The sequence below is a fragment of the Streptomyces sp. SAI-135 genome (genome assembly GCF_029893805.1).
Lineage (GTDB): Bacteria > Actinomycetota > Actinomycetes > Streptomycetales > Streptomycetaceae > Streptomyces.
The window spans coordinates 3496202-3521621 of the sequence record NZ_JARXYP010000002.1; the positions used below are offsets into that span (position 1 = coordinate 3496202).

Consider the following 25420-nt stretch of genomic DNA (forward strand, 5'->3'; position numbering starts at 1 on the left):
CGGCACCCGGCGCGCTATCGGCGGGAGGCGGCCCGGCCCCGGCGGTACAGAACGACCCCGCCCACGATCATCGCGGCACTGGCACCGGAAGCGGCCAGCATGGCCTCGGCACCGGTGTGGGGCAGCTCGGGCGGGGGCGTGTGGTGCCCACCGGGGGGTGGCGTGTGCTCCCCACCAGGGGGCGGCGTATGACCACCACCGGGAGGAGGCGTGTGCCCGCCACCGGGGGGCGGCGTGTGCTCCCCACCAGGCGGAGGCGTGTGCCCGCCGCCAGGAGGCGGGGTGTGCTCCCCACCGGGAGGAGGCGTGTGCTCCCCACCAGGCGGAGGCGTGTGCCCGCCGCCAGGAGGCGGGGTGTGCTCCCCACCGGGAGGAGGCGTGTGCTCCCCACCGGGGGGCGGGGTGTGGTGGCCACCGGGCGGGGGCGTGTGCTCCCCGCCAGGAGGCGGCGTGTGCTCCCCGCCACCAGGCGGAGGCGTGTGGTGGCCACCGGGAGGCGGCGTGTGGCCGCCCGGCGGAGGCGTGTGGTCGCCGTAGCCACCGCCCTCCTCCTGCCCGGAGTCGTCCCCGTACCCGCCGTCCCCCTCATGCCCGGAGTCGTCTCCGTAACCCGCGTCGGCGTGACCGCGCGGCGTGCCGGGTACGCGGTGTTTGCCCGAACCCGGCTGAACGGCACAGGAGTTGCCGAACGCCGGATTGAGCGCGGCGGCCACGTCGACGGAGTCGCCGCAGGCGTTGACCGGCACCTCGACGGGCGCCGCCACGCTGTCGCCGGACAGAACGCCGGGCGAATCCGTGGCGACCCCGCTCGTGCGCGTGTCGGCGAGAACAGGGCTGCTGCACAGGGACAGAATGCTTGTCGCGGCGGCGGCCGCGACCATTCCCCTACTCAGGGTCTGTCGCAATCTCGTTGTCTTCCTGCTTGTAGAAGTGGGAAAAGCCGGCCCCGGACGGAGTCGAGCGGTCCAGGGCCGGCCAAGACAGCCGGTACGGCTGAGGCGTTACGTGGTCAGTCGTTCACGCAGTGGTTGCCGAACGCGGGGTTCAGCGCACCGATGACGTTGACGGTGTTGCCGCACACGTTGATCGGAACGTGGATCGGCACCTGGACCACGTTGCCGGAGAGGACACCCGGGGAACCGATGGCGGCGCCCTGGGCTCCGGCGTCCGCGAAGGCCGGGGCGGCCACGCCGAAGGCCATGATCACGCCCGCGGCGACAGCGGCGGTCTTCTTCATGAGATTTCCCTTCTCTGCGGTCATGCCCCTTTGTCGGCGTCTGACCGAGCGAGCACAGACGGAGCGGCTCGCGCCATGACCTGCAGGCTGTAGAACGAGGGATAGCCGAAGGAGAAACTACCGAACGCGTGGCGCGCGACAATTCACTCGATTGCCCTGTGCCGTCACTCATTTCCCCCTCGACCGCGCGGGAAAAGGCCACACAAAAAACCCGGACGGCCCGCAGACAGTGCCGCGGGCCGCCCGGTCGGTCGTTCGGATGCGCCTTAGTCCTCGGTGGCGGCCGACAGAACCGACAGGTCCTCGAGAACGTGCGACAGGGCGCCGTCCCGCTTGGACTGGGTGGAGTTGTCGCTGCACTGCTGGGTGAGCTGGTCCGACAGGATCGGGACGTCCTGGACGTTGACGATCTGCAGGACGCCGACGTTGGTGTCGCTCAGGCCGAGGCACGGCTTGTTGAGCGTGCCCTGGACCAGCGAGAGCTGGGGGCTCATGTCACCCTTGGTCGCCGAATTGCCGAACGACGACGTGGCGCCGTTACCGTTCTGCACGGTCGGTCCGTTGTCGTTGCCGATGGCAAGCGCCGTCGGAGCTGCCGCCACCGACATTCCGACGACAGAAGCGGCGGCCGCCGCGGCGGCCATTGCCTTCTTAAGCACTTCGCGTTCCTTTCCTCGTAGCGACACAATGCCCTACGGCCACATCAACCCGGCACGTGAGGAATGGTTGCGGGCGTTCACTCCATTGGCCCTATCGGTGTCACCTGAGGCCCGGCCGGCACCGGGTTCCCAGGGGGTTCTCGGCCCCTCCCGGTATCGGCCGTCGGAGTGAACGGGAGAAACCTCGTCGCGGGCGCGCAGTTAGCCAGAACGCTCCGGTCCACGGGGCTTCCTCAGAAAGGACTGGCCAGTGATCAAGAAGTTTGTTGCCACCGCGGCGATCGCCGCGTCCGCCATGGGTGCCTCCGCCGCAGCGGCTCCGCAGGCCCTCGCGATCGGCAATGACCAGGGGCCGACCGCGTCGAACGGCAACGGCTCGTGGCAGAGTTTCGGCAACTCCAGCACCCACGGGAACATGAGCCCGCAGATGGCGCTGATCCAGGGGTCCTTCAACAAGCCCTGCATCGCCGTCAGCGACCTGCCCATCGGTGTGCTCCAGGTCGTCAACGTCCAGGACGTGCCGATCCTGTCGGACCAGCAGACCCAGCAGTGTGCCGAGAACTCGACCCAGGCCAAGCGGGACGGCGCGCTCGCCCACCTGCTGGAGGACGTGTCGATCCTGTCCACCGCCGAGGAGTCGGGTCGCTGATCCCGGTCTCCCGGTCGAGGCCGAAGGGGCCGCCGAGCATCTCGGCGGCCCCTTCGGCGTGTCAGCGCCGGTACAGCGCCTCGATCTCCTGCGCGTAGGCCGTCGTCACCACGTGCCGCTTGAGCTTCAGGGACGGCGTGAGCATGCCGTTGTCCTCGGTGAACTCCCCCTCGACCAGCCGGAAGGCGCGGATCGACTCGGCGCGGGAGACGGCCGCGTTGGCGTGGTCGACGGCCCTTTGGATGTCGGCGCGCAGCCGTTCGTCCTCGACGAGCTCCGAGTGCGGGGTGTCGGCGGGCAGCCCGCGCACCGACAGCCAGTGGGCCATCGCCTCCGGGTCGAGGGTGATCAGGGCGGCGACGAAGGGGCGGTTGTCGCCGACGACCAGGCACTGGCCGACGGGGGCCTGGCTGCGCAGGCGGTCCTCCAGGACGGCCGGGGAGACGTTCTTGCCGCCGGAGGTGACGAGGAGGTCCTTCTTGCGGCCGGTGATGGTGAGGTAGCCGTCCTCGTCGAGGGCGCCGAGGTCGCCGGTGGCGAACCACTCGTCCTTCAGGACGGCGTCGGTGGCCTCGGGGTTGTTCCAGTAGGCACCGAAGACGACCCCGCCCTTGACCAGGACCTCGCCGTCCTCGGCGATGCGGATCGCGGTGCCGGGAACGGGCTGCCCGACCGTGCCGGGGCGAGGGGCCAGGGGCGGGACGATGGTGGCGGCGGCGCTGGTCTCGGTGAGGCCGTAGCCCTCGTAGATGATGATCCCGGCGGCGGAGAAGAACAGGTTGAGTTCGCGGTCCAGGGGTGAGCCGCCGCTGATGGCGTAGCGCATGCGGCCGCCGAGCTCCTTGCGGATACGGCGGTAGACCAGCAGGTCGTACAGGCCCCAGGCGGCGTAGAGGCCGGGGCCCGGCCCCTTGCCGCGGCCGAGGAACTTGTCCAGGTACGCCTCGCCGAAGCGGACGCCGATGCGGTGGGCCCGGTCGAAGGAGGCGGCGCGGCCCATCTTCTCGGCGGTGGCGCGGCCGGTGGCGTGGATCTTCTCGAAGAGGTACGGCACGCCGACCAGGAAGGTCGGGCGGAACTCCTTGAGCGCGGGCCGCAGTTCGTCGGGCTTGATGCTCGGGCAGTGGCCGATCTCGATGCGGGCCATCAGACACGCGATCTGGAGGGTGCGGCCCATGATGTGGGCGAGCGGGAGGAAGAGCAGGGTGGAGGCGGTCTGGTCGGTGACCTCCTTGAAGATGGGGTGGAGCAGTTCGACGGTGTTGGCGGCCTCGGCGTGCAGGTTGGCGTGGGTGAGGACGCAGCCCTTGGGGCGGCCGGTGGTGCCGGAGGTGTAGCAGATCGTGGCGATGGTGTCGGGGGTCAGGGCCGAGCGGCGCTTGGTGACCTCCTCGTCGGGGACGTCGAGCCCCTTGGCCCTGAGGGCGGCCAGGTCGTGGCTGTCGATCTGGAAGTACCGCACCAGGTCGGGCGAGGGGTGGTCGGCGGCGGTCGCGGTCCTCAGGTTGTCGTCGGTCTCCACGAAGAAGTGGCGCGCCCCGGAGTCCCGGACGATCCACTCCACCTGCTGGGCCGAGGAGGTGGCGTAGACGGGGACCGTCTGGCCGCCGGCCGCCCAGACGGCGAAGTCCAGGACGGTCCACTCGTAGCGGGTGCGGGACATCACCGCGACCCGGCCGCCCGGTTCGAGCCCCTCGGCGATCAGCCCCTTGGCCACGGCGGTGACCTCGTCGGCGAACTGCCGGGCGGTGACCGGACGCCAGTCCGTCCCGTCCCGGCGGTGCAGGACCACCGTGTCGGGGGCCTCGGCCGCGTTGGTGTAGGGGAGGTCGGCGATGCTGCCCGTGGTCGGGGGCGGGGCGAGGGTCGGTGTGCGGGCCTCCCGTACGACGCCGTTCTCGTCCTTGACGATCTCGACCCTGGTCCGGCCCGCCAGGTGTTTCGCCCTCTTCAGGTCTTTGCGTACGCCCATGGTGGCTCCCCGGTCGGCTCCGACTGGGCCGCTAACTTACTCTCAAGTAAGAAAAGGTCAATGGGTCCGGCGTCAGTCCGCGAGGTGCCGGGCCCGGCGGATGGTGTCGGCGAGCTGCCGTACCGCGGTGTCCTCGGTGCGGTCCCCCAAGTCGTCCGCCCAGTCGGCCAGTTCGCGCATCGAGGGGCGTCCCGGCAGCCGGTCCTCCGCGTAACCGTCCCGCAGGGCGTCGGCGAAGTAGGCGGCCACCGCGTCGACCTGGAAGCGGGGGTTCGCGTCCCGCAGCGAGTCGTCGAAGGTCTCCAGCTGGGCCGACTTCTCGTGCGGGGCCCGGGTCCTCGGGTCCTGCCAGCGGACGGTGGCCGTGGCGAGCCGGCCGTCGGCGCCGGGCCTGGTGCGGACCGCGTAGAGCGCGGTGACGGTGTGGCCGGGGCCGACCTCGCCGCCGTCCACGCGGTCGTCGCGGAAGTCGTCGTCGGCGACGCGGCGGTTGTCGTAGCCGACGAGGCGGAAGGAGGCGACGGTCTCCGGGTCGAAGGCGACCTGGGCCTTGGCGTCGCGGGCGGTCAGGTCGATGTTCCGCGGGAGCTGTTCGCAGAAGACCTTCTCGGCGTCGTCGCCGGAGACGTAGACGGTGTGGCCGTCGCCCTTGTCGGCGAGGCGTTCCATGAGGGCGTCGCCGTAGTCGCTGCCGACGCCGATGCCGAAGAGGGTGATGCCGTGCTCGCGGCGGGCGCCGTCGATGCGGTCGAGGATGGCGTCGGGGTCGGTCTCGCCGTCGTTGGCGAGGGCGTCGGAGACGAGGACGACCCGGTTGGTGGCGCCCTCGCGCAGGCCCGCCACCGCGGTCTCGTAGCCGGTCTCGACTCCCGCGCCGAGGTTCGTGGAGTACGTCGGCTCCAGGCTGTCGATCGCCTCGTGGACGCGGTCGCGGTGGTCGCCGAGGCGGGTCATGGGCAGGACCGTCTCGGCCCGGTCGCTGAAGGTGACGAGGGCGACCGAGTCGTCGTCGCGCAGCCGTTCCGTCATGGTGTCGAGGGACCGCTGGGCGAGGTCCAGGCGGCCGGGTTCGGCCATGGAGCCGGAGATGTCGATGACGAAGGTGAGGGCGGCCGGCGGGCGCTCCGACTCCTCGGCGGCGCTCCTCGTGGCCAGGCCCACCCGGACCAGGGACCAGCCGTCCCGGTCGGTGCGGGCGCCGTCGACGGTGACCGTGAAGCCGTTGCCGTCGGGGCGGTCGTAGTCCTGGCGGAAGCTGTTGACGAACTCCTCGGGGCGGATGGTCGAGGGGTCGGGGCGGCGGCCCTCGGCGAGGGTGCGGCGGGCGTAGCCGTAGGAGGCGGTGTCGACGTCGAGGGCGAAGGTGGAGAGGTGGTCGGGGGACGGGGTGACGTGGTCGCCGCGGGACCCGTCGGAGTTCTGTTCGCCCTCGGGCCGGTCCGGGGCCGGGAAGCCCGAGTCGTACGAGCCGCCCTTCGCCCCTTCCGCGCTGCTGTCGCCCGTGTCGTCGCTGCCGCCGCAACCGGTGAGCAGCAGGCCGCCCGCCAGTGTGAGGGCGAGCATCACCCGTCGTGTCCGCTGTCGCTCCATCGTCCGTACCCCCTGGGCCTGTTGACGTCGGCTTCTGCGACTGTGACGGGCCGTGGGTCCGGAACGTGCGCCACGGGGCGTTGCGGATGGGTATCGAAGGGGGCACGAAGACGGCCTGTCGAGACCGGTGGGAGATCTTCCGTTGACCTAGGAGACCACGTCCTTGCGGGCGAAACCCCGGAAGGCCAGGGCGAACAGCACCAGGGCGAGCGTTATCGACAGGGAGGTGCCCTGGATCATGTCGGACCACTGCAGCTTCGGCTGTACGGCGTCCAGCCAGGCGTACTGCCAGTGCGAGGGGAGGAAGTCCCGCCAGTCGCCGAGGGCCGTCACCTGGTCCAGCACATTGCCGACGATGGTCAGGCCGACCGCGCCGCCGACCGCGCCGAGCGGGGCGTCGGTGCGGGTGGAGAGCCAGAACGCGAGGGCGGCGGTGACGAGCTGGGAGACGAAGATGTACGCCACCGTGATCAGCAGGCGCTGGGCCGCGGTGCCCGCCTCCAGCGCGCCGCCGGTGGGGAGCTGGAGCGGGCCCCAGCCGTAGGCGGCCGTGCCGACCGCGAGGGCGACCAGCGGGAGCAGGAGCATCGCGGCCAGACTGAGCAGCAGGCCGACGACGAGCTTGGACCACAGCAGGCGGGCCCTCGGCACGGGGGCCGCGAGCAGATAGCGCAGGGGAGGACCAGCTCGCCTCCGAGGCGACCGTGTCCCCGCAGAACAGCGCGACCGGCACGACCAGCAGGAAGCCCGCGCTCGCGAAGAGGTTCACCGCGGCGAAGTTCGCCCCGGACACCGTCGCCGTGTCCATCAGGTTGACGCGGGTGTTGCCCGAGCCCGGCCCGCCGCCCACCTGGAAGGCGATCAGCAGGACGAAGGGCAGGGCGACCAGGATGCCGAACATGACGAGGGTGCGGCGGCGCTTCAACTGCCGTACCAGCTCCACCCGGACCGGCAGCGTACGGCCCGCGCGGTAGCCGTCGGCGACCTCCGCGCGCTCGGTCAGCGTGCTGCTCATGCGGAGTCTCCGATCAGGGTGAGGAAGGCGTCCTCCAGGCGGCGGTGGGGGCCCACCGACTCCACGGGGACCTCCAGCCGGACGAGTTCGGCGACCAGGCGGGCCGCGCTGCCGTCCGCGTCGAGGCGTACGAGGAGGCCGTCGTCGGTGGTGACCGCCGAGGCCACGCCCGGCAGGGCCGCCACCTTCTCGGCCACGGGCTCCTCGACCGGTACGGCCGTGCCGACCAGGAGGGTGTCGCCGGAGCCGACGATCTCGCCGACCGGGCCCGCCTGGACCAGCTTGCCGTGGTCCATGACCACGAGGTGGGTGCAGGACTGCTCGACCTCCGACAGGAGGTGGCTGGAGACGATGACCGTGCGTCCGGCCGCCGCGTAGCGGATCATCACCTCGCGCATCTCGCGGATCTGCGGCGGGTCGAGGCCGTTGGTGGGTTCGTCGAGGATGAGCAGGTCCGGCAGGCCCAGCATGGCCTGGGCGATGGCCAGGCGCTGGCGCATGCCCTGGGAGTAGGTGCGGACCGCGCGGGACAGCGCGTCGCCGAGTCCGGCGATCTCCAGCGCCTCTTCCATGTGGGCGTCCTCGGGCGGCCGGCCGGTGGCCTGCCAGTACAGCTCCAGGTTCTCCCGGCCCGACAGGTGCGGGAGGAAGCCCGCGCCCTCGACGAAGGCACCGACACGGGAGAGCACCGGGGCGCCGGGCGCGATGGCGTGGCCGAAGACGCGGACCTCGCCGCCGTCCGGCCTGATCAGGCCCATCAGCATGCGCAGGGTGGTCGTCTTGCCCGCGCCGTTCGGGCCGAGCAGGCCGAGGACCTGGCCCTTCTCGACGCGGAAGGACAGGTCGCGGACCGCGTACCGGTCCGCCGACCTGGCGTACCGCTTGCTCAGGTCGGTTATCTGCAGGGGGACTTCGGTCAGCTCCGGTTCGGGGGCCGCGGGGGCGGTCGTACGGCGGCGGCCCGTCACCACGAGGACCAGGGCGAGCACCGCGCCGGCCAGCGGCAGCCACCACACCCAGGCGGGCAGGGGAGCCTGGGTGTTCTTCTCGCCGAGGGGCTCGGGGACGTTCAGGTCGCCCTTCAGGGAGACGGTGTACGTCGCCGGCGTGGTCGGGGAGGCGTAGCCGAGGTCGGTGGAGGCGAGGACCAGGCGCAGGCGGTGGCCGTCGTCGATCTCGTGGTCGATCGCCGGGAGGGTGATCGTGACGTCCTTGCCGGCCTTCGCGCCCTCGACCCTGATCGGCTCGACGAGTTGGGAGGGCAGCGTCTGCTGATCCCTCCCGCCCACGTCGTACAGCTTGGCGAAGAGGACGGCGTCGTCGGTCGTCGACCGCACGTGGACGGTGACCGTGGGCGAGCCGGTGATGCGGAGGTCGTCCTCGACCGGGGCCGACTCGAAGGCGGCGTACTGGCCCGGGAAGTCGAGGGAGACGCCGACGCCGAGGGAGGAGAGCTGGGAGAGGCCGCCGGCGCCGAGGCCGGGGAGGGCCGAGACGGCGGGCGGGCTGGCGCCGGCCGGGTTGGTGAAGTCCTGTGCGCGGCCGGTCAGGGCGATCCTGTGGTCGTCGCCCTCCAGGCCGGGGTAGGTGTCGGCGGTGACACCGGTCAGGCGGGTCTCGCCGTCACCGGTGTCGGTGCCGAGGGTGCGGGTGACGCGGAAGGCGGGGCCGGTGTCGGCGGACTTCTCGTCCTTGAGGTAGCGGTCGAACCAGTCGGCCACGCGGGCCCGGACCCGGCTCGTCTCCAGGTCGCCGCCGTCATGGCCGCCCGCGATCCAGTCGACGTCCACGGGGGCGCCGTTGGCGCGGATCGCCTTCGCTGCCTGGTCGGCCTGGCCGAGGGGGAACAGGGAGTCCGTCTGGCCCTGGACGAGGAGGGTGGGGACCTCGATGTCCTGGGCGACGGCCGAGGGGGAGCGCTCCTCCAGCATCTTCACGGCCTGTGCGTCCGGGACGCCGGACTGGGCGACCCGCTGGTACATCGCGCAGATCTGCGGCTCGAACTTCTCGCAGCCGCCCGCGGAGTTGACGAAGATGCCGGCCCACAGCTTCTTGAAGACGCCGTTCGGGAAGAGGGCGTCCGAGAGGTTCCAGTACGTGATCGACGGGGCGATCGCGTCCACGCGCCGGTCGTGACCGGCGGCGAGGAGGGAGATCGCGCCGCCGTAGCTCGCGCCCGCCATGCCGACCCTGGGGTCGCCGGGCTTGTCGAGCTGGACCTGGGGCTGCCTCGCCAGCCAGTCGATCAGCTTGCTGACGTCCTTGACCTCGGCATCGGGGTCGTTGAGGCCGACCTTGCCCGTCGACCTGCCGAAGCCTCTCGCCGACCAGGTCAGGACCGCGTAGCCGTCTCTCGCGAGGTCCTCGGCCTGTTCCCGTACGTCGGCCTTGCTGCCGCCGAAGCCGTGGCCGAGGAGGACCGCGGGGCGCCGGTCGGCGCCGTTCGTCGTGAAGTACGAGGTGTCGATGCGGACGCCGTCGATCGCCATGATCTGGTCCGCGCGGTGCACCGGGGGTGGGTCGTCGGAGGCGGCGGCCGTCCAGGTCCCGGCGGCGGCGAGCACGACGACGGAGGCCGCGGCGGCGACCCACCGCGGCCTCCGGAGGCGTCGAAGATCCATGCGTCAACGGTACGGGGTGAAGCTGTCGGTCACTTATCGACTGAGGGCTGAACTGCGGGCCATCCTGGGGGTGGATGGGGGTTCGTCGTGTACAGCGGGTGCGGTACGGCTACGAGCTCGGTCTCAGCCGTTCGGATGCCGGGTGCGGGTTTCGTCGTGGCCGGTCGCGCCCACGCGGCGGAGCCGCACATCGATACAGCCCGCGCCCCTGGGTGGGGCTACTCGCTCGGAATCGATACGAGCCACCTTGTTTCCCTTCGGGGGTGGAGGTACAGCGCCCAGTACAGGGTCGCCGCTGCTGTGATTCCGCCCGTCCACAGCAGGTACTGCGTCTCCTGCTGGGTCAGGATGTAGGCCAGTACCGCTATCAGGAGGATCGGCACTGCCGGCCAGAGGGGCATGCGCCAGGCCGGGGTGTGCTTGTGGTGGGTGCGGCGGGAGAGAAGGGCCGCGATCGCCACCAGCAGGTACATGCCCGTCACCGAGACGCCCGTGACGCCGTACAGCGTGTCCAGGTTCACGAAGCACAGGGCCGCGCCCGGGATGCCGACCGCGAGGGTGGCGACCCAGGGGCTGCCGAAGCGGCCGAGCTTGGAGAAGACCGTGTTGACCGGGGCCGGCCAGGCCTTGTCCCGTGCCGAGGCGAACAGGACCCGGGAGTTCTGGATGACCATGACGATGCCGGCGTTGATGATCGCGAGGGCGACGCACAGGCTGACGAAGGTGCCGACCGCGGAGTTGGACCAGGCGGTGACCATGGTGCTGATGTCGCCGCCGGTCAGTGCGGTCAGGTCGGAGGCGCCCATGGTGATCGCGGCCACCGGGACCAGGATGATCACGGTGGAGATGGCGAGGGTGGCCAGGACCGTGCGGGCCACGTTGCGGCGGGGGTTCTCCAGTTCCTCGGAGAGGTAGACGGCCGTCGAGAAGCCCTGGGTGACGAAGAGGGCGATCGCGAGGCCGGAGATCACCAGCATGGCCGTCACCGTGTCCGTGCCGCCGTTCGCGCCCGCCACCTGCATCGACACCAGGCTGCTCGGTCCGCGTTGGGCGTGGGTGAAGCCCAGGAGCGCCACGACCGCGGCCGCGATCACCTCCAGGACGAGGAAGATGCCCGTGATCCACGCGTTGGCGCGCAGGTCGAGGAGGCCGGCGAGGGTGGCCAGGAGCATGACGCCGGCGCCCGCCAGGGAGGGGTCCAGGTGGATCACGGGGGCCAGGTAGTCCGCCGTGCCCATCGCGATCACCGGCGGGACGATCATGACGACCAGGAGGGAGAGGACGAAGACGAGCCAGCCCGCGAGTCGTCCCGCCAGCGTCGAGACCATCGCGTACTCGCCGCCCGCGCTGGGGATGAGGGTGCCCAGCTCCGAGTAGCAGAAGGCCACGGCGATGCAGAGCAGGGAGCCGATGGCGATGGTCAGGGCGGTGGCGGTGCCGAGCGATCCGAAGAGGTCGGGGACGACCACGAAGAGCGTGGAGGCCGGGGTCACGCAGGACAGCGTCAGGAGGGTGCCGCCGACCACGCCGATGGAACGGTTGAGCTTGGCGTGGCCGTGCTCCAGCGCCTCTGGGACGGCGTTGTCGGCAGGGCGGAGGGTGTCGGTCATGGTGCTGCATGCAACCCCGACGAAAACCGACCCGTCAATAGATGACTTGCTGCGAAATCCGCAGTGAAGAACCGGTCGGGATGGCGGATTCAACAGTTCGCCGTGAAGAAATCCGCGATTTGGGGAGTACGGGAACCGCAGCGCACGGACACAAAAAAACGGGGCCGTCCGCCATGCGGACGGCCCCGTCGGGGTGCTCAGTGGTTGCGCGGGAAGCCCAGGTCCACGCCCGCCGGGGCGTCGGCCGGGTCGGGCCAGCGGGTGGTGACGACCTTGCCGCGGGTGTAGAAGTGCGTGCCGTCGTTGCCGTAGATGTGGTGGTCGCCGAAGAGCGAGTCCTTCCAGCCACCGAAGGAGTGGTAGCCGACCGGGACCGGCATCGGGACGTTCACGCCGACCATGCCGGCCTCGACCTCCAGCTGGAAGCGGCGGGCGGCGCCGCCGTCCCGGGTGAAGATGGCGGTGCCGTTGCCGAAGGGCGAGGCGTTGATGAGCGCCAGGCCCTCCTCGTAGGTGTCGACGCGCAGCACGGTCAGGACCGGGCCGAAGATCTCGTCCTGGTACGCCTTGGCGGTGGTGGGGACCTTGTCGAGGAGCGAGATGCCGATCCAGTGGCCGTCCTCGAAGCCCTCCACGGTGTGGCCTGTGCCGTCCAGGACGACCTCGCAGCCCTCGGCGGCGGCGCCCTCGACGTAGGAGGCGACCTTGTCGCGGTGGACCTTGGTGATCAGCGGGCCCATCTCGGAGGTCGGGTCGTTGCCCGGACCGATCTTGATCTTCTCGGCGCGCTCGCGGATCTTCTCGACCAGCTCGTCGCCGATCGCACCGACGGCCACGACCGCGGAGATCGCCATGCAGCGCTCGCCGGCCGAGCCGTAGGCGGCGGAGACGGCGGCGTCGGCGGCCGCGTCCAGGTCGGCGTCCGGAAGGACCAGCATGTGGTTCTTGGCGCCGCCCAGGGCCTGCACGCGCTTGCCGTTGGCGGAGGCGGTGGTGTGGATGTAGCGGGCGATCGGGGTCGAGCCGACGAAGGAGACCGCCTTGACGTCCGGGTGCTCCAGGAGGCGGTCGACGGCCACCTTGTCGCCCTGGACGACGTTGAAGACGCCGTCGGGCAGACCGGCCTCGGCGAGCAGCTCGGCGATCTTGATGGAGGCCGACGGGTCCTTCTCGGACGGCTTGAGCACGAAGGTGTTGCCGGTCGCGATGGCGATCGGGAACATCCACATCGGCACCATGGCCGGGAAGTTGAACGGCGTGATGCCCGCGACGACACCGAGCGGCTGGCGGATGGACGCCACGTCCACGCGGCTGGCGACCTCGGTGGACAGCTCGCCCTTGAGCTGCACGGTGATCCCGCACGCCAGGTCCACGATCTCCAGACCGCGCGCGACCTCGCCGAGCGCGTCGGAGTGCACCTTGCCGTGCTCGGCGGTGATCAGCTCGGCGATCGCGTCCCGGTTCGCCTCCAGCAGGGCCCGGAAGCGGAACAGGATGGTGGTGCGCTTGGCGAGCGAGGAGGTGCCCCAGGTCTGGAACGCGTCCTTGGCGGCGGCTACGGCGGCGTCGACCTCCTCGACGGAGGCGAACGCCACGTTGGTGGTGACCGCGCCGGTCGCGGGGTCGGTGACCGGCCCGTAGTTCCCCGACGCGCCTTCGACGGTCTTGCCGCCGATCCAGTGGTTGACGATCTTCGTCATGACCGAGTACTCCCTTTCAGAGATGGCGGCGTCGGGTTGAGACGTGCCGTTCGTACAGCTCGCGGGCCTTCACCGCGGACGCGCGCGTCGCGGTCTCGGCCACAGGAACATCCCACCAGGCCTGCGCCGGAGGCGCGCCCGACACTGTGTCTGCCGTTTCGGTCTCGACGTAGACACATGTGGGAGTGTCGGCGGCCCGCGCCTGTTCGAGTGCGGCGCGGAGGTCTCGTACGGTCTTCGCCCGCAGCACGCGCATACCGAGGCTGGCCGCGTTGGCGGCCAGGTCCACGGGCAGCGGGGCGCCCGTGTAGGTGCCGTCGTCGGACTGGTAGCGGTAGGCCGTGCCGAAGCGCTCGCCGCCGACCGTCTCGGACAGGCCGCCGATGGAGGCGTAGCCGTGGTTCTGGACGAGGAGCAGCTTGATCGCGATGCCCTCCTGCACGGCCGTGACGATCTCCGTCGGCATCATCAGGTAGGTGCCGTCGCCGACCAGCGCCCAGACGTTGCGGTCGGGAGCGGCCATCTTCACACCGATGGCGGCCGGGATCTCGTAGCCCATGCAGGAGTAGCCGTACTCCAGGTGGTACTGGTCCCTCGACCGGGCGCGCCACAGTTTGTGCAGGTCGCCGGGGAGGGAGCCGGCCGCGTTGATGATCACGTCCGACTCGTCGACGAGGGCGTCCAGGGCGCCGAGGACCTGCGGCTGGGTGGGCCTGATGTCGGGTTCCTCGGCCTCGTAGCAGGCGTCGACGCGCTGCTCCCAGCGCTCCTTGTCCAGGGTGTACTCGTCGGCGTACACGCTCGTGACGCGGTGGGCGTGCAGCTGGAGTGCCTCGGTGAGCTCCGTCAGGCCGCTGCGGGCGTCCGCGACCAGGGGCATGCCGGCCAGCTTGTGGCCGTCGTAGGGCGCGATGTTGAGGTTGAGGAAGCGGACGCCGTCGCCCGCGAAGAGGGTGCCGGAGGCCGTGGTGAAGTCGGTGTACCGGGTGCCGACGCCGATCACCAGGTCGGCCTGGCGGGCCAGTTCGTTGGCGGTGGCGGTGCCGGTGTGGCCGACGCCGCCGACGTCCTGGGGGTGGTCGTGGCGCAGGGAGCCCTTGCCGGCCTGGGTGGAGGCGACCGGGATGCCGGTGGCGCTCGCGAACTCGGCGAGGGCCTCCTCGGCGCGGCTGTGGTGGACTCCGCCGCCGGCGATGACCAGGGGCCGCTGAGCCGACCTGATCACGCTGATGGCCTCGGCGAGTTCGGTGGGGTCGGCGCCCGGGCGCCGTACGGTCCAGGTGCGCTCGGCGAAGAACTCGTCCGGCCAGTCGTGGGCCTCGGCCTGGACGTCCTGGGGCAGCGCGAGCGTCACGGCGCCGGTCTCGACCGGGTCGGTGAGAACGCGCATCGCCTGGAGGGCGGCCGGGATCAGGGCCTCGGGCCGGGTGACGCGGTCGAAGTACTTCGACACCGGGCGCAGACAGTCGTTGACCGAGAGGTCACCGGCGTACGGGACCTCCAGCTGCTGGAGGACCGGGTCGGCCACGCGGGTGGCGAAGATGTCGCCGGGCAGGAGCAGGACCGGGAGGTGGTTGATCGTGGCGAGGGCGGCACCGGTCACCAGGTTGGTGGCGCCCGGGCCGATCGAGGTCGTCACCGCGTGCGTCGAGAGACGGCCCGACTGACGCGCGTAACCGACGGCCGCGTGCACCATGGACTGCTCGTTGCGGCCCTGGTGGAAGGGCATGTCGTCGCCGTACTCGACCAGGGCCTGGCCGAGCCCGGCGACATTTCCGTGGCCGAAGATGCCCCAGGTCGCGGAGATCAACCGCTGCCGTACGCCGTCGCGTTCGGTGTACTGGGCGGCCAGGAAGCGGACCAGCGCTTGTGCGACGGTCAGGCGGGTGGTCATCGGTACCCCTCCGTGTGGTCCGGGTGGAAGCAGATCCGCCATTCCCGCGTCTCGCCCGGCCCCGCCATGACGTTCAGGTAGTACATGTCGTGGCCGGGCTGGGCGATGGACGGGCCGTGCCATCCGTCGGGGACGAGGACGGCGTCGCCGGAGCGGACCTCGGCGAGGACGTCGGATCCGCCCTCACGGGAGGGAGATACGCGCTGATAGCCGAAACCGTTCGGGCCGTCGATCTCGAAGTAGTAGATCTCCTCCAACTCGGCTTCCACGCCCGGCCGGTGCTCGTCGTGCTTGTGCGGGGGGTAGGAGGACCAGTTGCCGCCGGGGGTGACGACCTCGACGGCGATGAGCTTGTCGCAGTCGAAGGCGTCGGCGGAGGCGAAGTTGCGCACGTGCCGCAACTGCGTGCCGCTGCCGCGCTGTTCGACGGGGACCTCCGGCGCGGGGCCGTAGCGGGCGGGGAGTCGTCGCTCGCACTTCGCTCCTGCCAGGGCGAAGCGGCCTCCCGCGCCGGAGGCGATCGATGCCTGGGCGTCCCGGGGCACGTACGCGAAGTCCGAGACTCCGGCGAACACGCTTTCCCGGCCCAGGAGTTGGAACTCTTCGGTACCTGTGCGGACGGTACAGCCGCCTTCCAGCGGAAGCACGATCCACTCGCTGTCACCGGAGGTGAAGGTGTGCGTGCCACCCGGTGCCAGCTCGACGATCCGCAGGCTGCTGTGGGTCCAGCCGGCCCGCTTGGGGTCGATGTCCACGGTGTACCGGGCGTTGGTCGAGGCGCCCTTGGGGACGTAGAGCTCGTTGTGTGTCATGCGGCGGCCCTCACAGCAGTCCTACGGCGGTGTCCACGGCGGCGGCCACGTCTCCGTCCGCCGGGTACAGCAGCGAGCGGCCGACCACCAGGCCGCGCACGGTGGGCAGTTGCAGGGCACCGCGCCACTTCTCGTACGCGCCGTCCTGGTCGTCGCCGACCTCGCCGCCCAGCAGCACGGCGGGCAGGGTCGAGGCGGCCATGACCTCGCCCATGTCGTCGGGGTTGTCGCAGACCGGGACCTTGAGCCAGGTGTAGGCCGAGCTGCCGCCCAGCCCGGAGGCGATGGCGATGGACTTGGTGACGGCCTCGGCGGACAGGTCGTTCCTGACCTTGCCCTCGGTGGTGCGGCCGCTGATGAACGGTTCGACGAAGACGGGGAGCCGGCGCGCGGCCATGTCGTCGATGGCACGGGCGGTGGACTCCATGGTGGTCAGGGAGCCCGGGTCGGCGTAGTCGATGCGCAGGAGCAGCTTGCCCGCGTCGAAGCCGAGCCGCTCGATGTCCTCGGGGCGGTGGCCGGTGAAGCGGTCGTCGAGCTCGAAGCTGGCGCCCTGGAGGCCGCCGCGGTTCATGGAGCCCATGACGACCTTGCCGTCCAGGGCGCCGAGGAGGAGCAGGTCGTCCAGGATGTCGGCGGTCGCGAGGACGCCGTCCACGCCGGGGCGGGACAGCGCGAGGACCAGGCGCTCCAGCAGGTCGGCGCGGTTGGCCATGGCCATGCGGTTGCCGCCGACACCGAGCGCGCCCCGGGCGGGGTGGTCGGCGGCGACGATCATCAGGCGGCCGCTGTCGTTCAGCAGCGGCCTGCGGGTACGGCGGGCCGCCGCCTCGGCGATCGCCTCGGGGCGTTCGGCGCGCAGCCGTACGAGTTCGGTGATGTCGACGCTCACTTGACCGCTCCCGCCGCGACCGCGCTCTCGATCTCGTCGGTGGTCGGCATCGCCGAGCTGCACTCCAGCCGGGAGGCGACGATGGCGCCGGCCGCGTTGGCGTGCCGCATGATCTTCTCCAGGTCCCAGCCGGCGAGCAGGCCGTGGACGAGGGAGCCGCCGAAGGCGTCACCGGCGCCGAGGCCGTTGAGGACGTTCACGGGCAGGGGCGGTACTTCCGCTTCGTTGCCCTTGCCGTCGACCGCGAGGACTCCCTTGGGGCCCTGTTTGACGACCGCGAGTTCGACACCGGCGTCCAGCAGCGCCCGGGCCGCCTCGCGGGGCTCGCGCACCCCGGTCGCGACCTCGACCTCGTCGAGGTTGCCGACGGCGACGGTGGAGTGGCGCAGGGCCTCCTCGTAGAAGGGGCGGGCGGACTCGGGGTCCTTCCAGAACATCGGACGCCAGTCCAGGTCGAAGACGGTGGTGCCCGCCTTGGCCCGGTGGGCGAGGGCCGCCAGCGTCGCCGTACGGCTGGGCTCCTCGCTCAGGCCGGTGCCGGTGACCCAGAAGACGCTCGCCTCGCGGATCGCGTCGAGGTCCAGCTCGTGGGCGTCGATCTCCAGGTCCGGGGCCTTGGGCTGCCGGTAGAAGTACAGCGGGAAGTCGTCCGGCGGGAAGACCTCGCAGAAGGTGACGGGGGTCGGCAGGCCCGCGACCGGGGTGACCCAGCGGTCGTCGACGCCGAAGCCCTGGAGGGCCTCGTGCAGATAGGTGCCGAACGGGTCGTCGCCGGTGCGGGTGATCACCGCGGTCCGTCGTCCCAGACGGGCGGCGGCGACCGCGACGTTCGTCGCCGACCCCCCGAGGAACTTGCCGAAGGACGTCACCTGCGGCAGCGGGACACCGGTCTGGAGTGGATACAGGTCCACACCGATCCGCCCCATGGTGATCAGGTCGTACGCCATCGGCTTCCCTTCGTACCTGCGTCGGCTCTCCCGGCGTTTGTAGCCCTGGACGAGGAGCCCTGTCAATGTTTTGTCCAGACATTCGGACGAGACCTTGACAGCGCTTGCTGCGTGAACCGAAGCTGACCGGCATGACAGCGCCCGCACCTCAGCCCTCACTGTCCCGCATCCGGATCGGCTCGGCTCCGGACTCCTGGGGCGTGTGGTTCCCCGACGACCCCCAGCAGGTCCCCTGGCAGCGCTTCCTCGACGAGGTCGCGGACTCCGGCTACGAATGGATCGAGCTGGGGCCGTACGGGTACCTGCCGACCGATCCCGCGGTCCTCACCGAGGAGGTCACCCGGCGTGGCCTGAAGGTGTCGGCCGGGACCGTCTTCACCGGCCTGCACCACGGCGAGGCCGTGTGGGACAAGACCTGGGCGCATGTCGCGGACAACGCGGTGCTCGCCCAGGCGATGGGGGCCAGGCACCTGGTCGTGATCCCGTCGTTCTGGCGGGACGACAAGACGGGTGAGGTGCTGGAGTCCGACACGCTCACGCCCGAGCAGTGGCGCAACCTCAGCTCGCTGACCGAGCGGCTGGGACAGCGGGTGCGCGACGAGTACGGCCTGCAGATCGTCGTCCACCCGCATGCCGACACCCACATCGACAGCGAGGAGAACGTGGTCCGCTTCCTGGACGCGACCGACTCCTCCCTGGTGTCGCTGTGCCTGGACACCGGGCACTACGCGTACTGCGGCGGCGACAGCGTCAAGCTGATCGAGACGTACGGGTCGCGGATCGGGTACCTGCACCTCAAGCAGGTGGACCCGGAGATCCTGGCGGACGTGCGGGCCAAGGGGACGCCGTTCGGGCCCGCCGTGGCGCAGGGCGTGATGTGCGAGCCGCCGTCCGGGGTGCCGGAGCTCGGTCCGGTGCTGGAGGCGGCGCAGAAGCTGGACGTGGACCTGTTCGCGATCGTCGAGCAGGACATGTACCCGTGCGAGCCGGACAAGCCGCTGCCGATCGCCCGGCGGACTCGGGCGTTCCTGCGGTCCTGCGGGGCGTAGTCGTTCGTCCGCGGGCGCGTGGGGGCCGGCCGCGGAGGCCGGTGGCCCCCGGTGTCAACGCGCCGCGCCCATGCGCCCGCGTGCGCCTTTGCGTCACGTCTGTCACAAAGTCCTCTTCCGTGTCACACATGTCGCGTGTACGCGGGCTGTCCGTCACACCCGGCGCACAGGCCCTGACCGTCGGTCACCCGGGGTCGTTCACCGAGCGCAGGCTTTGTGATCGCCAGCGCAGCGCCCGGTACCCCCGACGGCCCATCCCGGCCGCCGCCGCGGTGCGCGCGAGGAGGTTGGACCACATGACCGACCGAAGGCTCTGGTCGTACAAGGAGATCGCGGCGCACATCCGTGTGCAGCCGGACACCGTGCGGTCGTACCGCAAACACGGGCTGCTGCCGCCGCCCGACCACGTCGAGAGCGGCAAACCCTTCTGGTACGCCGACACCGTGCGCGCGTGGGTCGCCTCCCGGCCGGGGAACCGGGGGCGGAGAGAGGACTAGCCCGTCTGACACAGTCGGGCCATGAGCGACTTCTCCGTCAAACCCGTGCTGGCCGGCGACAGGACCGTACTGCGACCGTTCACCGAGGCGGACGCCGAGGTCATGGCGGAGATCGTCCAGGACCCCGAGGTCGTCCGCTTCACCGGAACCCCCTCCGGCGAGCTCACCCTGGAGCGGCTGCGGTCCTGGTACGGATCCCGGTCCGCGCAGCCCGACCGTCTCGACCTCGCCGTCACCGACCGCGCCACCGGCGAGCTGGTCGGGGAGGTCGTCCTCCACGAGTGGGACGCCCAGGCGCGCAGCTGCACGTTCCGCACGCTCATCGGCCCCCGGGGCCGTGGCCGCGGGCTCGGCAGCGAGGCCACCCGTCTCGTCGTCGGCCACGGGTTCGAGCGGCTCGGCCTGCACCGCATCGAGCTGGAGGTCTACGGCCACAACGCCCGCGCCCTGCGGGTCTACGAGAAGGCCGGGTTCAGGGTCGAGGGGGTGCGGCGGGAGGCCGACCTGCGCGACGGCGCCTGGGTGGACTGGGTGGTGATGGGCCTCCTCGACCGCGAGTGGGCCGCCCTCACCTCCACGGCTCGATGACCGTCACCCCCGCCCCGGGGGCCGTGCCCATCGCCGCGAGGGCGGCCGGGACCGCGTCCAGCGCGATCGTGGAGGTGACCAGCAGATCCGGTCGCAGCACGCCCGCCCCGACCAGTTCCAGCATCGGCGGGTAGGTGTGGGCGGCCATGCCGTGGCTGCCGAGGAGTTCGAGCTCCAGGGCGATCGCGCGGGCCATGGGGACCGGGGTCGTCCCGTCCGGCGAGGGCAGCAGGCCGACCTGGACGTGCCGGCCGCGACGGCGCAGGGAGCCGACCGAGGCCGCGCAGGTGGCCGGGGAGCCCAGGGCGTCCAGGGACACATGGGCCCCGCCGCCGGTCAGCTCACGGATCGCCGCCGCGGTGTCCGGTGTGCCGGCCGCGTCCACGCACTCCGCCGCGCCGAACTCCCGCGCCAGGGCCAGGGCCCGGGCGGACACGTCCACGGCGACCACGCGGGCCCCCGAGGCCGCCGCGATCATCACCGCGGACAGTCCCACCCCGCCGCACCCGTGCACCGCGACCCACTCCCCCGCGGCGGCCCGCCCCTGCTGTACGACCGCCCTGAACGCCGTGGCGAAACGGCAGCCCAGGGAGGCGGCCGTGGCGAAGGACATGTCCGGCGGGACGGACACGAGGTTCACGTCGGCGTGGTCCAGCGCCACGTACCGGGCGAACGAGCCCCAGTGGGTGAAGCCGGGCTGCGTCTGGCGCTCGCAGATCTGGTGGTCGCCGGCCGCGCAGGACGCGCAGGTGCCGCAGGCGCAGACGAAGGGGACGGTGACCCGGTCGCCGGGGTGCCAGTCGCGCACACCGGGGCCGACCTCCTCCACCACGCCCGCGAGTTCGTGGCCCGGCACGTGCGGGAGGGTGATGTCCGGGTCGTGGCCCTGCCAGCCGTGCCAGTCGCTCCTGCACAGGCCCGTGGCCTCCACCCGGACGACGGCTCCATGGTCCGCCGGGCGGGGGTCGGGCACCTCTCGCACCTGTGCGGGTTCGCCGTAGTGTTCGAAGACAACCGCTCGCATCCATGTCTCCCTCGCCGGTTCCGTCTGCCGGTCCATCGTGACTGGTCACCGACCCGCCGCCGTGACCCGGCCCACGACTCTTGGAGAAATACCCCCTAGGGGTATAGGCTGTGATGCAGTAACCCCACACGCCTCCACGAGGAGAACGACATGACCGCCCAGACCGACACCCCGGGTTCCGTCACCGCCGTCTACAAGGTGAGCGGGATGAGCTGCGGGCACTGCGAGGGTTCCGTTTCCGGCGAGATCTCCGAGATCGCGGGGGTCAGCTCGGTGAAGGCGGTCGCCTCCACCGGCGAGGTGACGGTCGTGTCGGCGGAACCGCTGGACGAGGAAGCCGTGCGGGCCGCCGTCGACGAGGCCGGTTTCGAGCTCGTCGGCAAGGCCTGAGCGGCCGAAGGAGTGCCGCGGCAGGGCGTCGGCGACCGATGCCCTGCCGCGGCTGAACCGTTTTCTGGAGTAGGGAACATGTCCACCACGGCCCCGATAGCGCCCGTGTCCGAGGTCATGCTGGTCATCGGCGGGATGACCTGCGCCTCCTGTGCCGCCCGGGTCGAGAAGAAGCTCAACCGGATGGACGGCGTCAGCGCCACGGTCAACTACGCGACCGAGAAGGCCAAAGTCGTCTACCCCGCGGGGGTCGAGGTCGCCGACCTGATCGCGACCGTCGTGAAGACCGGCTACACGGCCCAGGAGCCGGCGCCCGCCGCACCGGAGCCCGAGGACACGGACCCCGAGCTCACCGGCCTGCGGCAGCGGCTCCTCGTCTCCGTCGCGCTCGCCGTCCCCGTCATCGCGCTCTCCATGGTCCCCGCCCTCCAGTTCGACAACTGGCAGTGGCTCGCGCTGACCCTCGCCTCACCCGTCGTCGTCTGGGGCGCCTGGCCCTTCCACCGGGCCGCCTGGACCAACACCCGGCACGGCGCGGCCACCATGGACACCCTCGTCTCGGTCGGGACCCTCGCCGCCTTCGGCTGGTCGCTGTGGGCCCTGTTCTTCGGTGACGCGGGGATGCCGGGCATGCGCGAGCGGTTCGAGCTCACCGCGGGCGGCATGGACGGTGCCTCGACGATCTATCTGGAGGTGGCCGCGGGAGTCACCGCCTTCATCCTGCTCGGGCGCTATCTGGAGGCCCGCGCCAAACGCCACGCGGGAGCCGCTCTGCGGGCCCTGATGGAGCTGGGCGCCAAGGACGTCTCCGTGCTGCGGGACGGGCGGGAGGTGCGCGTCCCGGCGGAGCGGCTGGCCGTCGGGGACACGTTCGTCGTCCGGCCCGGCGAGAAGATCGCGACCGACGGCACCGTCGTCGAGGGCACCTCGGCCGTGGACGCCTCCATGCTGACCGGCGAGTCGGTACCGGTGGACGTCGGCGTCGGGGACGTCGTCACCGGCGCGACCGTCAACGCCGGCGGGCGGCTCGTGGTGACGGCGACCCGGGTCGGTGCCGACACACAGCTCGCGCGGATGGCGAAGCTGGTGGAGGACGCGCAGAACGGCAAGGCGGAGGTGCAGCGGCTGGCCGACCGGGTCTCCGCCGTCTTCGTGCCCGCCGTCCTCCTCGTCGCGACGGCCACCTTCGGGGTCTGGCTCGGCGCCACCGGGGACACCGTGGCCGCGTTCACCGCGGCCGTCGCCGTGCTGATCATCGCCTGTCCCTGCGCGCTGGGCCTGGCCACCCCGACCGCGCTCATGGTCGGCACCGGGCGCGGCGCCCAGCTCGGCATCCTCATCAAGGGGCCGGAGGTCCTGGAGTCCACGCGGCGCGTCGACACCGTCGTCCTGGACAAGACCGGCACAGTCACCACCGGCCGCATGACGCTTCAGGAGATCCACGTCGTCCAGGACGCCGACGAGAAGCAGGTGCTGCGGCTCGCGGGCGCCCTGGAGCACGCCTCCGAGCATCCCGTGGCCCGGGCGGTGGCCGAGGGCGCCGAGGAGCGCGTCGGGCCGCTCCCGGAGGCCGAGCGGTTCGAGAACGTCCCCGGCAGGGGCGTACGCGGCCTCGTCGAGGGCCGCGAGGTGGCCGTGGGGCGCCTGTTCGACGTACTGCCCGCCGAACTGGCCCGGGCGAAGGAGGCGGCCGAGCGGGACGGCCGTACGGCTGTCGTGGTCGGGTGGGACGGTGTGGCGCGCGGGGTCCTGGCCGTCGCCGACGCGGTCAAGGAGACCAGCGCCGAGGCGGTGCGGTCACTGCGGGAGCTGGGGCTGACGCCGGTGCTGCTGACCGGGGACAACCGGACGGTGGCCGAGGCGGTGGCCCGGGCGGTCGGGATCGACGAGGTGATCGCCGAGGTGCTGCCCGAGGACAAGGTCGCCGCGGTACGCCGGCTCCAGGGCGAGGGACGGGTCGTCGCGATGGTCGGCGACGGGGTCAACGACGCGGCCGCGCTCGCCGCCGCCGACCTGGGGCTCGCGATGGGCACCGGGACCGACGCGGCGATCGAGGCCGGGGATCTGACGCTGGTGCGCGGGGACCTGCGGGTGGCCGCGGACGCGATCCGGCTCTCCCGGCGCACCCTGTCCACGATCAAGGGCAATCTCGTGTGGGCCTTCGGGTACAACGTGGCCGCGCTGCCGCTGGCCGCGGCCGGACTGCTGAACCCGATGATCGCCGGGGCGGCGATGGCGTTCTCCTCGGTGTTCGTGGTGACCAACAGCCTGCGGCTGCGGGCCTTCCGTTGAGGATCCTTTGACGGACCCCCTCTGGAGTCCGGAGCCACGCTCACATAAGCTCTTCACAAGACTCGCGCATCGTCCTTACGCTGGGGTCCCGTTCACCGTATCCGGGCTCTTGCGTAGCTAACGGACATATGCAAGAGACGCAGATCACAGTGATGCGAACGTAACCATCGAAGGGGTTCGAAGGTCTAAGTTGGCGATGTCAGGCAGCGTCTTGGGGGGCGTTGACTGACGTCTGAGGATGTCTTGGGGGACTTCCTCGGAGCTGCGTTGCCGGGGCCACGCACATAGGGAAGCTTTGAGCGGCCCTCCCGACCGTGCGTTGTCCCGGCAGACCGCACACAGGAGTAGTACGGCGAAATCTGCTCGTTCTGCTCAAACGGCAGTACCGGAAAGACAGCGAATTCAGGCGCTGGTCTCTCAGACGCCCGGCCGGATCCCGTGGGGGGAATCCGCACCGGGACATGGGAAGGCGCCCTGGACGCCGGCCCGTGGGGGGACCGTCGCCAGGGCGCCTTTCGCTTCGCGGATTCAGCCGGAACTACGGTTCGTCATCGGCCGCGGGCCGGTGGGGGCTGGTCGCGCAGTTCCCCGCGCCCCTGAAAAAGCAGGTCAGCCCCGGCACCGGCGTTTGTCAGCGCTGTTCGACCGGGATGAAGTCGCGCTCGACGATGCCCGTGTAGATCTGGCGCGGGCGGCCGATGCGGGAGCCCGGCTCCTTGATCATCTCGTGCCACTGGGCGATCCAGCCCGGGAGGCGGCCGAGGGCGAACAGGACCGTGAACATCTCGGTCGGGAAGCCCATGGCCCGGTAGATCAGGCCCGTGTAGAAGTCGACGTTCGGGTAGAGGCTGCGCGAGACGAAGTAGTCGTCGGAGAGCGCGTGCTCCTCCAGCTTGAGCGCGATGTCCAGCAGCTCGTCGGACTTGCCGAGGGCCGAGAGGACGTCGTGCGCGGCGGCCTTGATGATCTTCGCGCGCGGGTCGAAGTTCTTGTAGACCCGGTGGCCGAAGCCCATCAGGCGGACGCCGTCCTCCTTGTTCTTCACCTTGCGGATGAAGGAGTCGACGTCACCGCCGGAGGTCTGGATGCCCTCCAGCATCTCCAGCACGGACTGGTTGGCACCGCCGTGCAGCGGACCCCACAGGGCGTTGATGCCGGCGGAGATCGACGCGAACATGTTCGCCTGGGACGAGCCGACGAGGCGGACCGTGGAGGTCGAACAGTTCTGCTCGTGGTCGGCGTGCAGGATGAGCAGCTTGTCCAGGGCCGCCACCACGACCGGGTCCAGGTCGTACTCCTGCGCGGGGACCGAGAAGGTCATGCGCAGGAAGTTCTCGACGTAACCGAGGTCGTTGCGCGGGTAGACGAACGGGTGGCCGATCGACTTCTTGTACGCGTACGCCGCGATCGTCGGGAGCTTGGCGAGCAGGCGGATCGTCGAGAGGTTGCGCTGCTTCTCGTCGAAGGGGTTGTGGCTGTCCTGGTAGAAGGTGGACAGCGCGGAGACGACCGAGGACAGCATGGCCATCGGGTGGGCGTCGCGCGGGAAGCCACGGTAGAAGTTCTTGACATCCTCGTGCAGCAGGGTGTGCTGCGTGATGTCGTTCTTGAACACCGAGAGCTCGTCGACGGTCGGAAGCTCACCGTTGATCAGGAGGTAGGCGACCTCCAGGAACGTGGAGCGCTCGGCCAGCTGCTCGATCGGGTAGCCGCGGTACCGGAGGATGCCGGCCTCACCGTCGAGGTAGGTGATGGCGGATTTATAGGCGGCCGTGTTGCCGTAGCCGCTGTCCAGGGTGACCAGACCGGTCTGGGCGCGGAGCTTCCCGATGTCGAAGCCCTTGTCGCCGACGGTGCTGTCGATCACCGGGTAGGTGTACTCGCCATCGCCGTACCGCACTACTACAGAGTTGTCGCTCACGTCATCCCTCACCGACGTTGTGCCTCTTCTTCGAGGTTGCCCTGACTGTCTCTACCATCCC

The 25420-nt window shown here is 70.9% G+C and carries 20 protein-coding genes and 1 pseudogene; 6 read left to right on the forward strand and 15 right to left on the reverse strand.

The annotated features are described in order from the left end of the window. Positions 1-14: 14 nt before the first annotated feature. From M2163_RS20205 to M2163_RS20215, 3 genes are all read right to left on the reverse strand, one after another. Positions 15-881 (reverse strand): chaplin, encoded by an 867-nt coding sequence (locus tag M2163_RS20205; protein WP_280894632.1) that lies wholly within the window; start codon positions 879-881, stop codon positions 15-17. Between the two features lie 128 nt (positions 882-1009). Next, complete coding sequence (locus tag M2163_RS20210) at positions 1010-1261, reverse strand: chaplin (RefSeq protein WP_280851402.1); 252 nt, start codon at positions 1259-1261, stop codon at positions 1010-1012. Positions 1262-1503: 242 nt separating this feature from the next. Next, positions 1504-1896 (reverse strand): rodlin, encoded by a 393-nt coding sequence (locus tag M2163_RS20215; protein WP_280851401.1) that lies wholly within the window; start codon positions 1894-1896, stop codon positions 1504-1506. Between the two features lie 250 nt (positions 1897-2146). Here M2163_RS20215 and M2163_RS20220 point away from each other — a divergent pair, with 250 nt between their 5' ends. Next, positions 2147-2545, forward strand: a complete 399-nt coding sequence (locus tag M2163_RS20220; protein WP_280851400.1) for a rodlin — start codon at positions 2147-2149, stop codon at positions 2543-2545. A gap of 61 nt (positions 2546-2606) precedes the next feature. Here the strand turns inward: M2163_RS20220 and M2163_RS20225 are convergent, their stop codons facing one another. The 10 genes and pseudogenes from M2163_RS20225 to iolC form a co-directional block, all read right to left on the reverse strand. Then, positions 2607-4517 carry an AMP-dependent synthetase/ligase gene (locus M2163_RS20225; RefSeq protein WP_280894633.1) on the reverse strand — a complete coding sequence of 637 codons (1911 nt, stop codon included), beginning with the start codon at positions 4515-4517 and terminating at the stop codon, positions 2607-2609. A gap of 72 nt (positions 4518-4589) precedes the next feature. After that, entirely contained in the window at positions 4590-6107 is a 1518-nt protein-coding gene (locus tag M2163_RS20230; RefSeq protein WP_280894634.1) for a von Willebrand factor type A domain-containing protein, read from the reverse strand. Positions 6108-6254: 147 nt separating this feature from the next. Next, positions 6255-7122 (reverse strand): annotated as a pseudogene (locus tag M2163_RS20235) (ABC transporter permease). After that, the gene (locus M2163_RS20240; protein WP_280894635.1) at positions 7119-9743 is read right to left on the reverse strand and encodes a CocE/NonD family hydrolase; all 2625 of its coding nucleotides are present in this window, start codon (positions 9741-9743) and stop codon (positions 7119-7121) included. The pseudogene M2163_RS20235 and the gene M2163_RS20240 overlap by 4 nt, the downstream one beginning before the upstream one ends. Positions 9744-9961: 218 nt before the next feature. Beyond that, the gene (locus M2163_RS20245; RefSeq protein ID WP_280894636.1) at positions 9962-11353 is read right to left on the reverse strand and encodes an APC family permease; all 1392 of its coding nucleotides are present in this window, start codon (positions 11351-11353) and stop codon (positions 9962-9964) included. A 197-nt stretch (positions 11354-11550) separates the two neighbouring features. Next, complete coding sequence (mmsA, locus tag M2163_RS20250) at positions 11551-13053, reverse strand: CoA-acylating methylmalonate-semialdehyde dehydrogenase (RefSeq protein ID WP_280894637.1); 1503 nt, start codon at positions 13051-13053, stop codon at positions 11551-11553. Between the two features lie 16 nt (positions 13054-13069). After that, complete coding sequence (gene iolD, locus M2163_RS20255; protein WP_280851394.1) at positions 13070-14947, reverse strand: 3D-(3,5/4)-trihydroxycyclohexane-1,2-dione acylhydrolase (decyclizing); 1878 nt, start codon at positions 14945-14947, stop codon at positions 13070-13072. Then, a complete protein-coding gene (iolB, locus tag M2163_RS20260; protein WP_280894638.1) occupies positions 14944-15759 on the reverse strand; it encodes a 5-deoxy-glucuronate isomerase in 816 nt (271 codons plus the stop codon). The genes iolD and iolB overlap by 4 nt, the downstream gene beginning before the upstream one ends. Before the next feature lie 10 nt (positions 15760-15769). After that, entirely contained in the window at positions 15770-16651 is an 882-nt protein-coding gene (locus tag M2163_RS20265) for a deoxyribose-phosphate aldolase (RefSeq protein WP_280851392.1), read from the reverse strand. Further along, positions 16648-17598, reverse strand: a complete 951-nt coding sequence (gene iolC / locus M2163_RS20270) for a 5-dehydro-2-deoxygluconokinase (RefSeq protein ID WP_280894639.1) — start codon at positions 17596-17598, stop codon at positions 16648-16650. The genes M2163_RS20265 and iolC overlap by 4 nt, the downstream gene beginning before the upstream one ends. 131 nt (positions 17599-17729) lie before the next feature. On the opposite strand from iolC, the gene M2163_RS20275 reads away from it, so the two are divergent. The 3 genes from M2163_RS20275 to M2163_RS20285 all read left to right on the forward strand — a co-directional run bounded on the left by M2163_RS20275 (position 17730) and on the right by M2163_RS20285 (position 19732). After that, positions 17730-18647, forward strand: coding sequence for a sugar phosphate isomerase/epimerase (locus M2163_RS20275; protein WP_280894640.1), 918 nt, complete (start codon positions 17730-17732; stop codon positions 18645-18647). A gap of 296 nt (positions 18648-18943) precedes the next feature. Then, a complete protein-coding gene (locus M2163_RS20280) occupies positions 18944-19144 on the forward strand; it encodes a MerR family transcriptional regulator (RefSeq protein WP_031037805.1) in 201 nt (66 codons plus the stop codon). 21 nt (positions 19145-19165) lie between these two features. Then, complete coding sequence (locus tag M2163_RS20285; protein WP_280894641.1) at positions 19166-19732, forward strand: GNAT family protein; 567 nt, start codon at positions 19166-19168, stop codon at positions 19730-19732. Here M2163_RS20285 and M2163_RS20290 read toward each other — a convergent pair. Beyond that, positions 19713-20756, reverse strand: a complete 1044-nt coding sequence (locus M2163_RS20290) for a zinc-dependent alcohol dehydrogenase family protein (RefSeq protein WP_280851388.1) — start codon at positions 20754-20756, stop codon at positions 19713-19715. The two genes, M2163_RS20285 and M2163_RS20290, sit on opposite strands and share 20 nt — an antisense overlap. Before the next feature lie 150 nt (positions 20757-20906). Here M2163_RS20290 and M2163_RS20295 point away from each other — a divergent pair, with 150 nt between their 5' ends. Together M2163_RS20295 and M2163_RS20300 are read left to right on the forward strand one after the other, a co-directional pair. Continuing rightward, entirely contained in the window at positions 20907-21146 is a 240-nt protein-coding gene (locus M2163_RS20295; protein ID WP_031037814.1) for a heavy-metal-associated domain-containing protein, read from the forward strand. Positions 21147-21224: 78 nt separating this feature from the next. Beyond that, the gene (locus M2163_RS20300; RefSeq protein WP_280894642.1) at positions 21225-23438 is read left to right on the forward strand and encodes a heavy metal translocating P-type ATPase; all 2214 of its coding nucleotides are present in this window, start codon (positions 21225-21227) and stop codon (positions 23436-23438) included. A 631-nt stretch (positions 23439-24069) separates the two neighbouring features. Here the strand turns inward: M2163_RS20300 and M2163_RS20305 are convergent. Next, complete coding sequence (locus M2163_RS20305; protein ID WP_280851386.1) at positions 24070-25359, reverse strand: citrate synthase; 1290 nt, start codon at positions 25357-25359, stop codon at positions 24070-24072. Positions 25360-25420 lie beyond the last annotated feature (61 nt).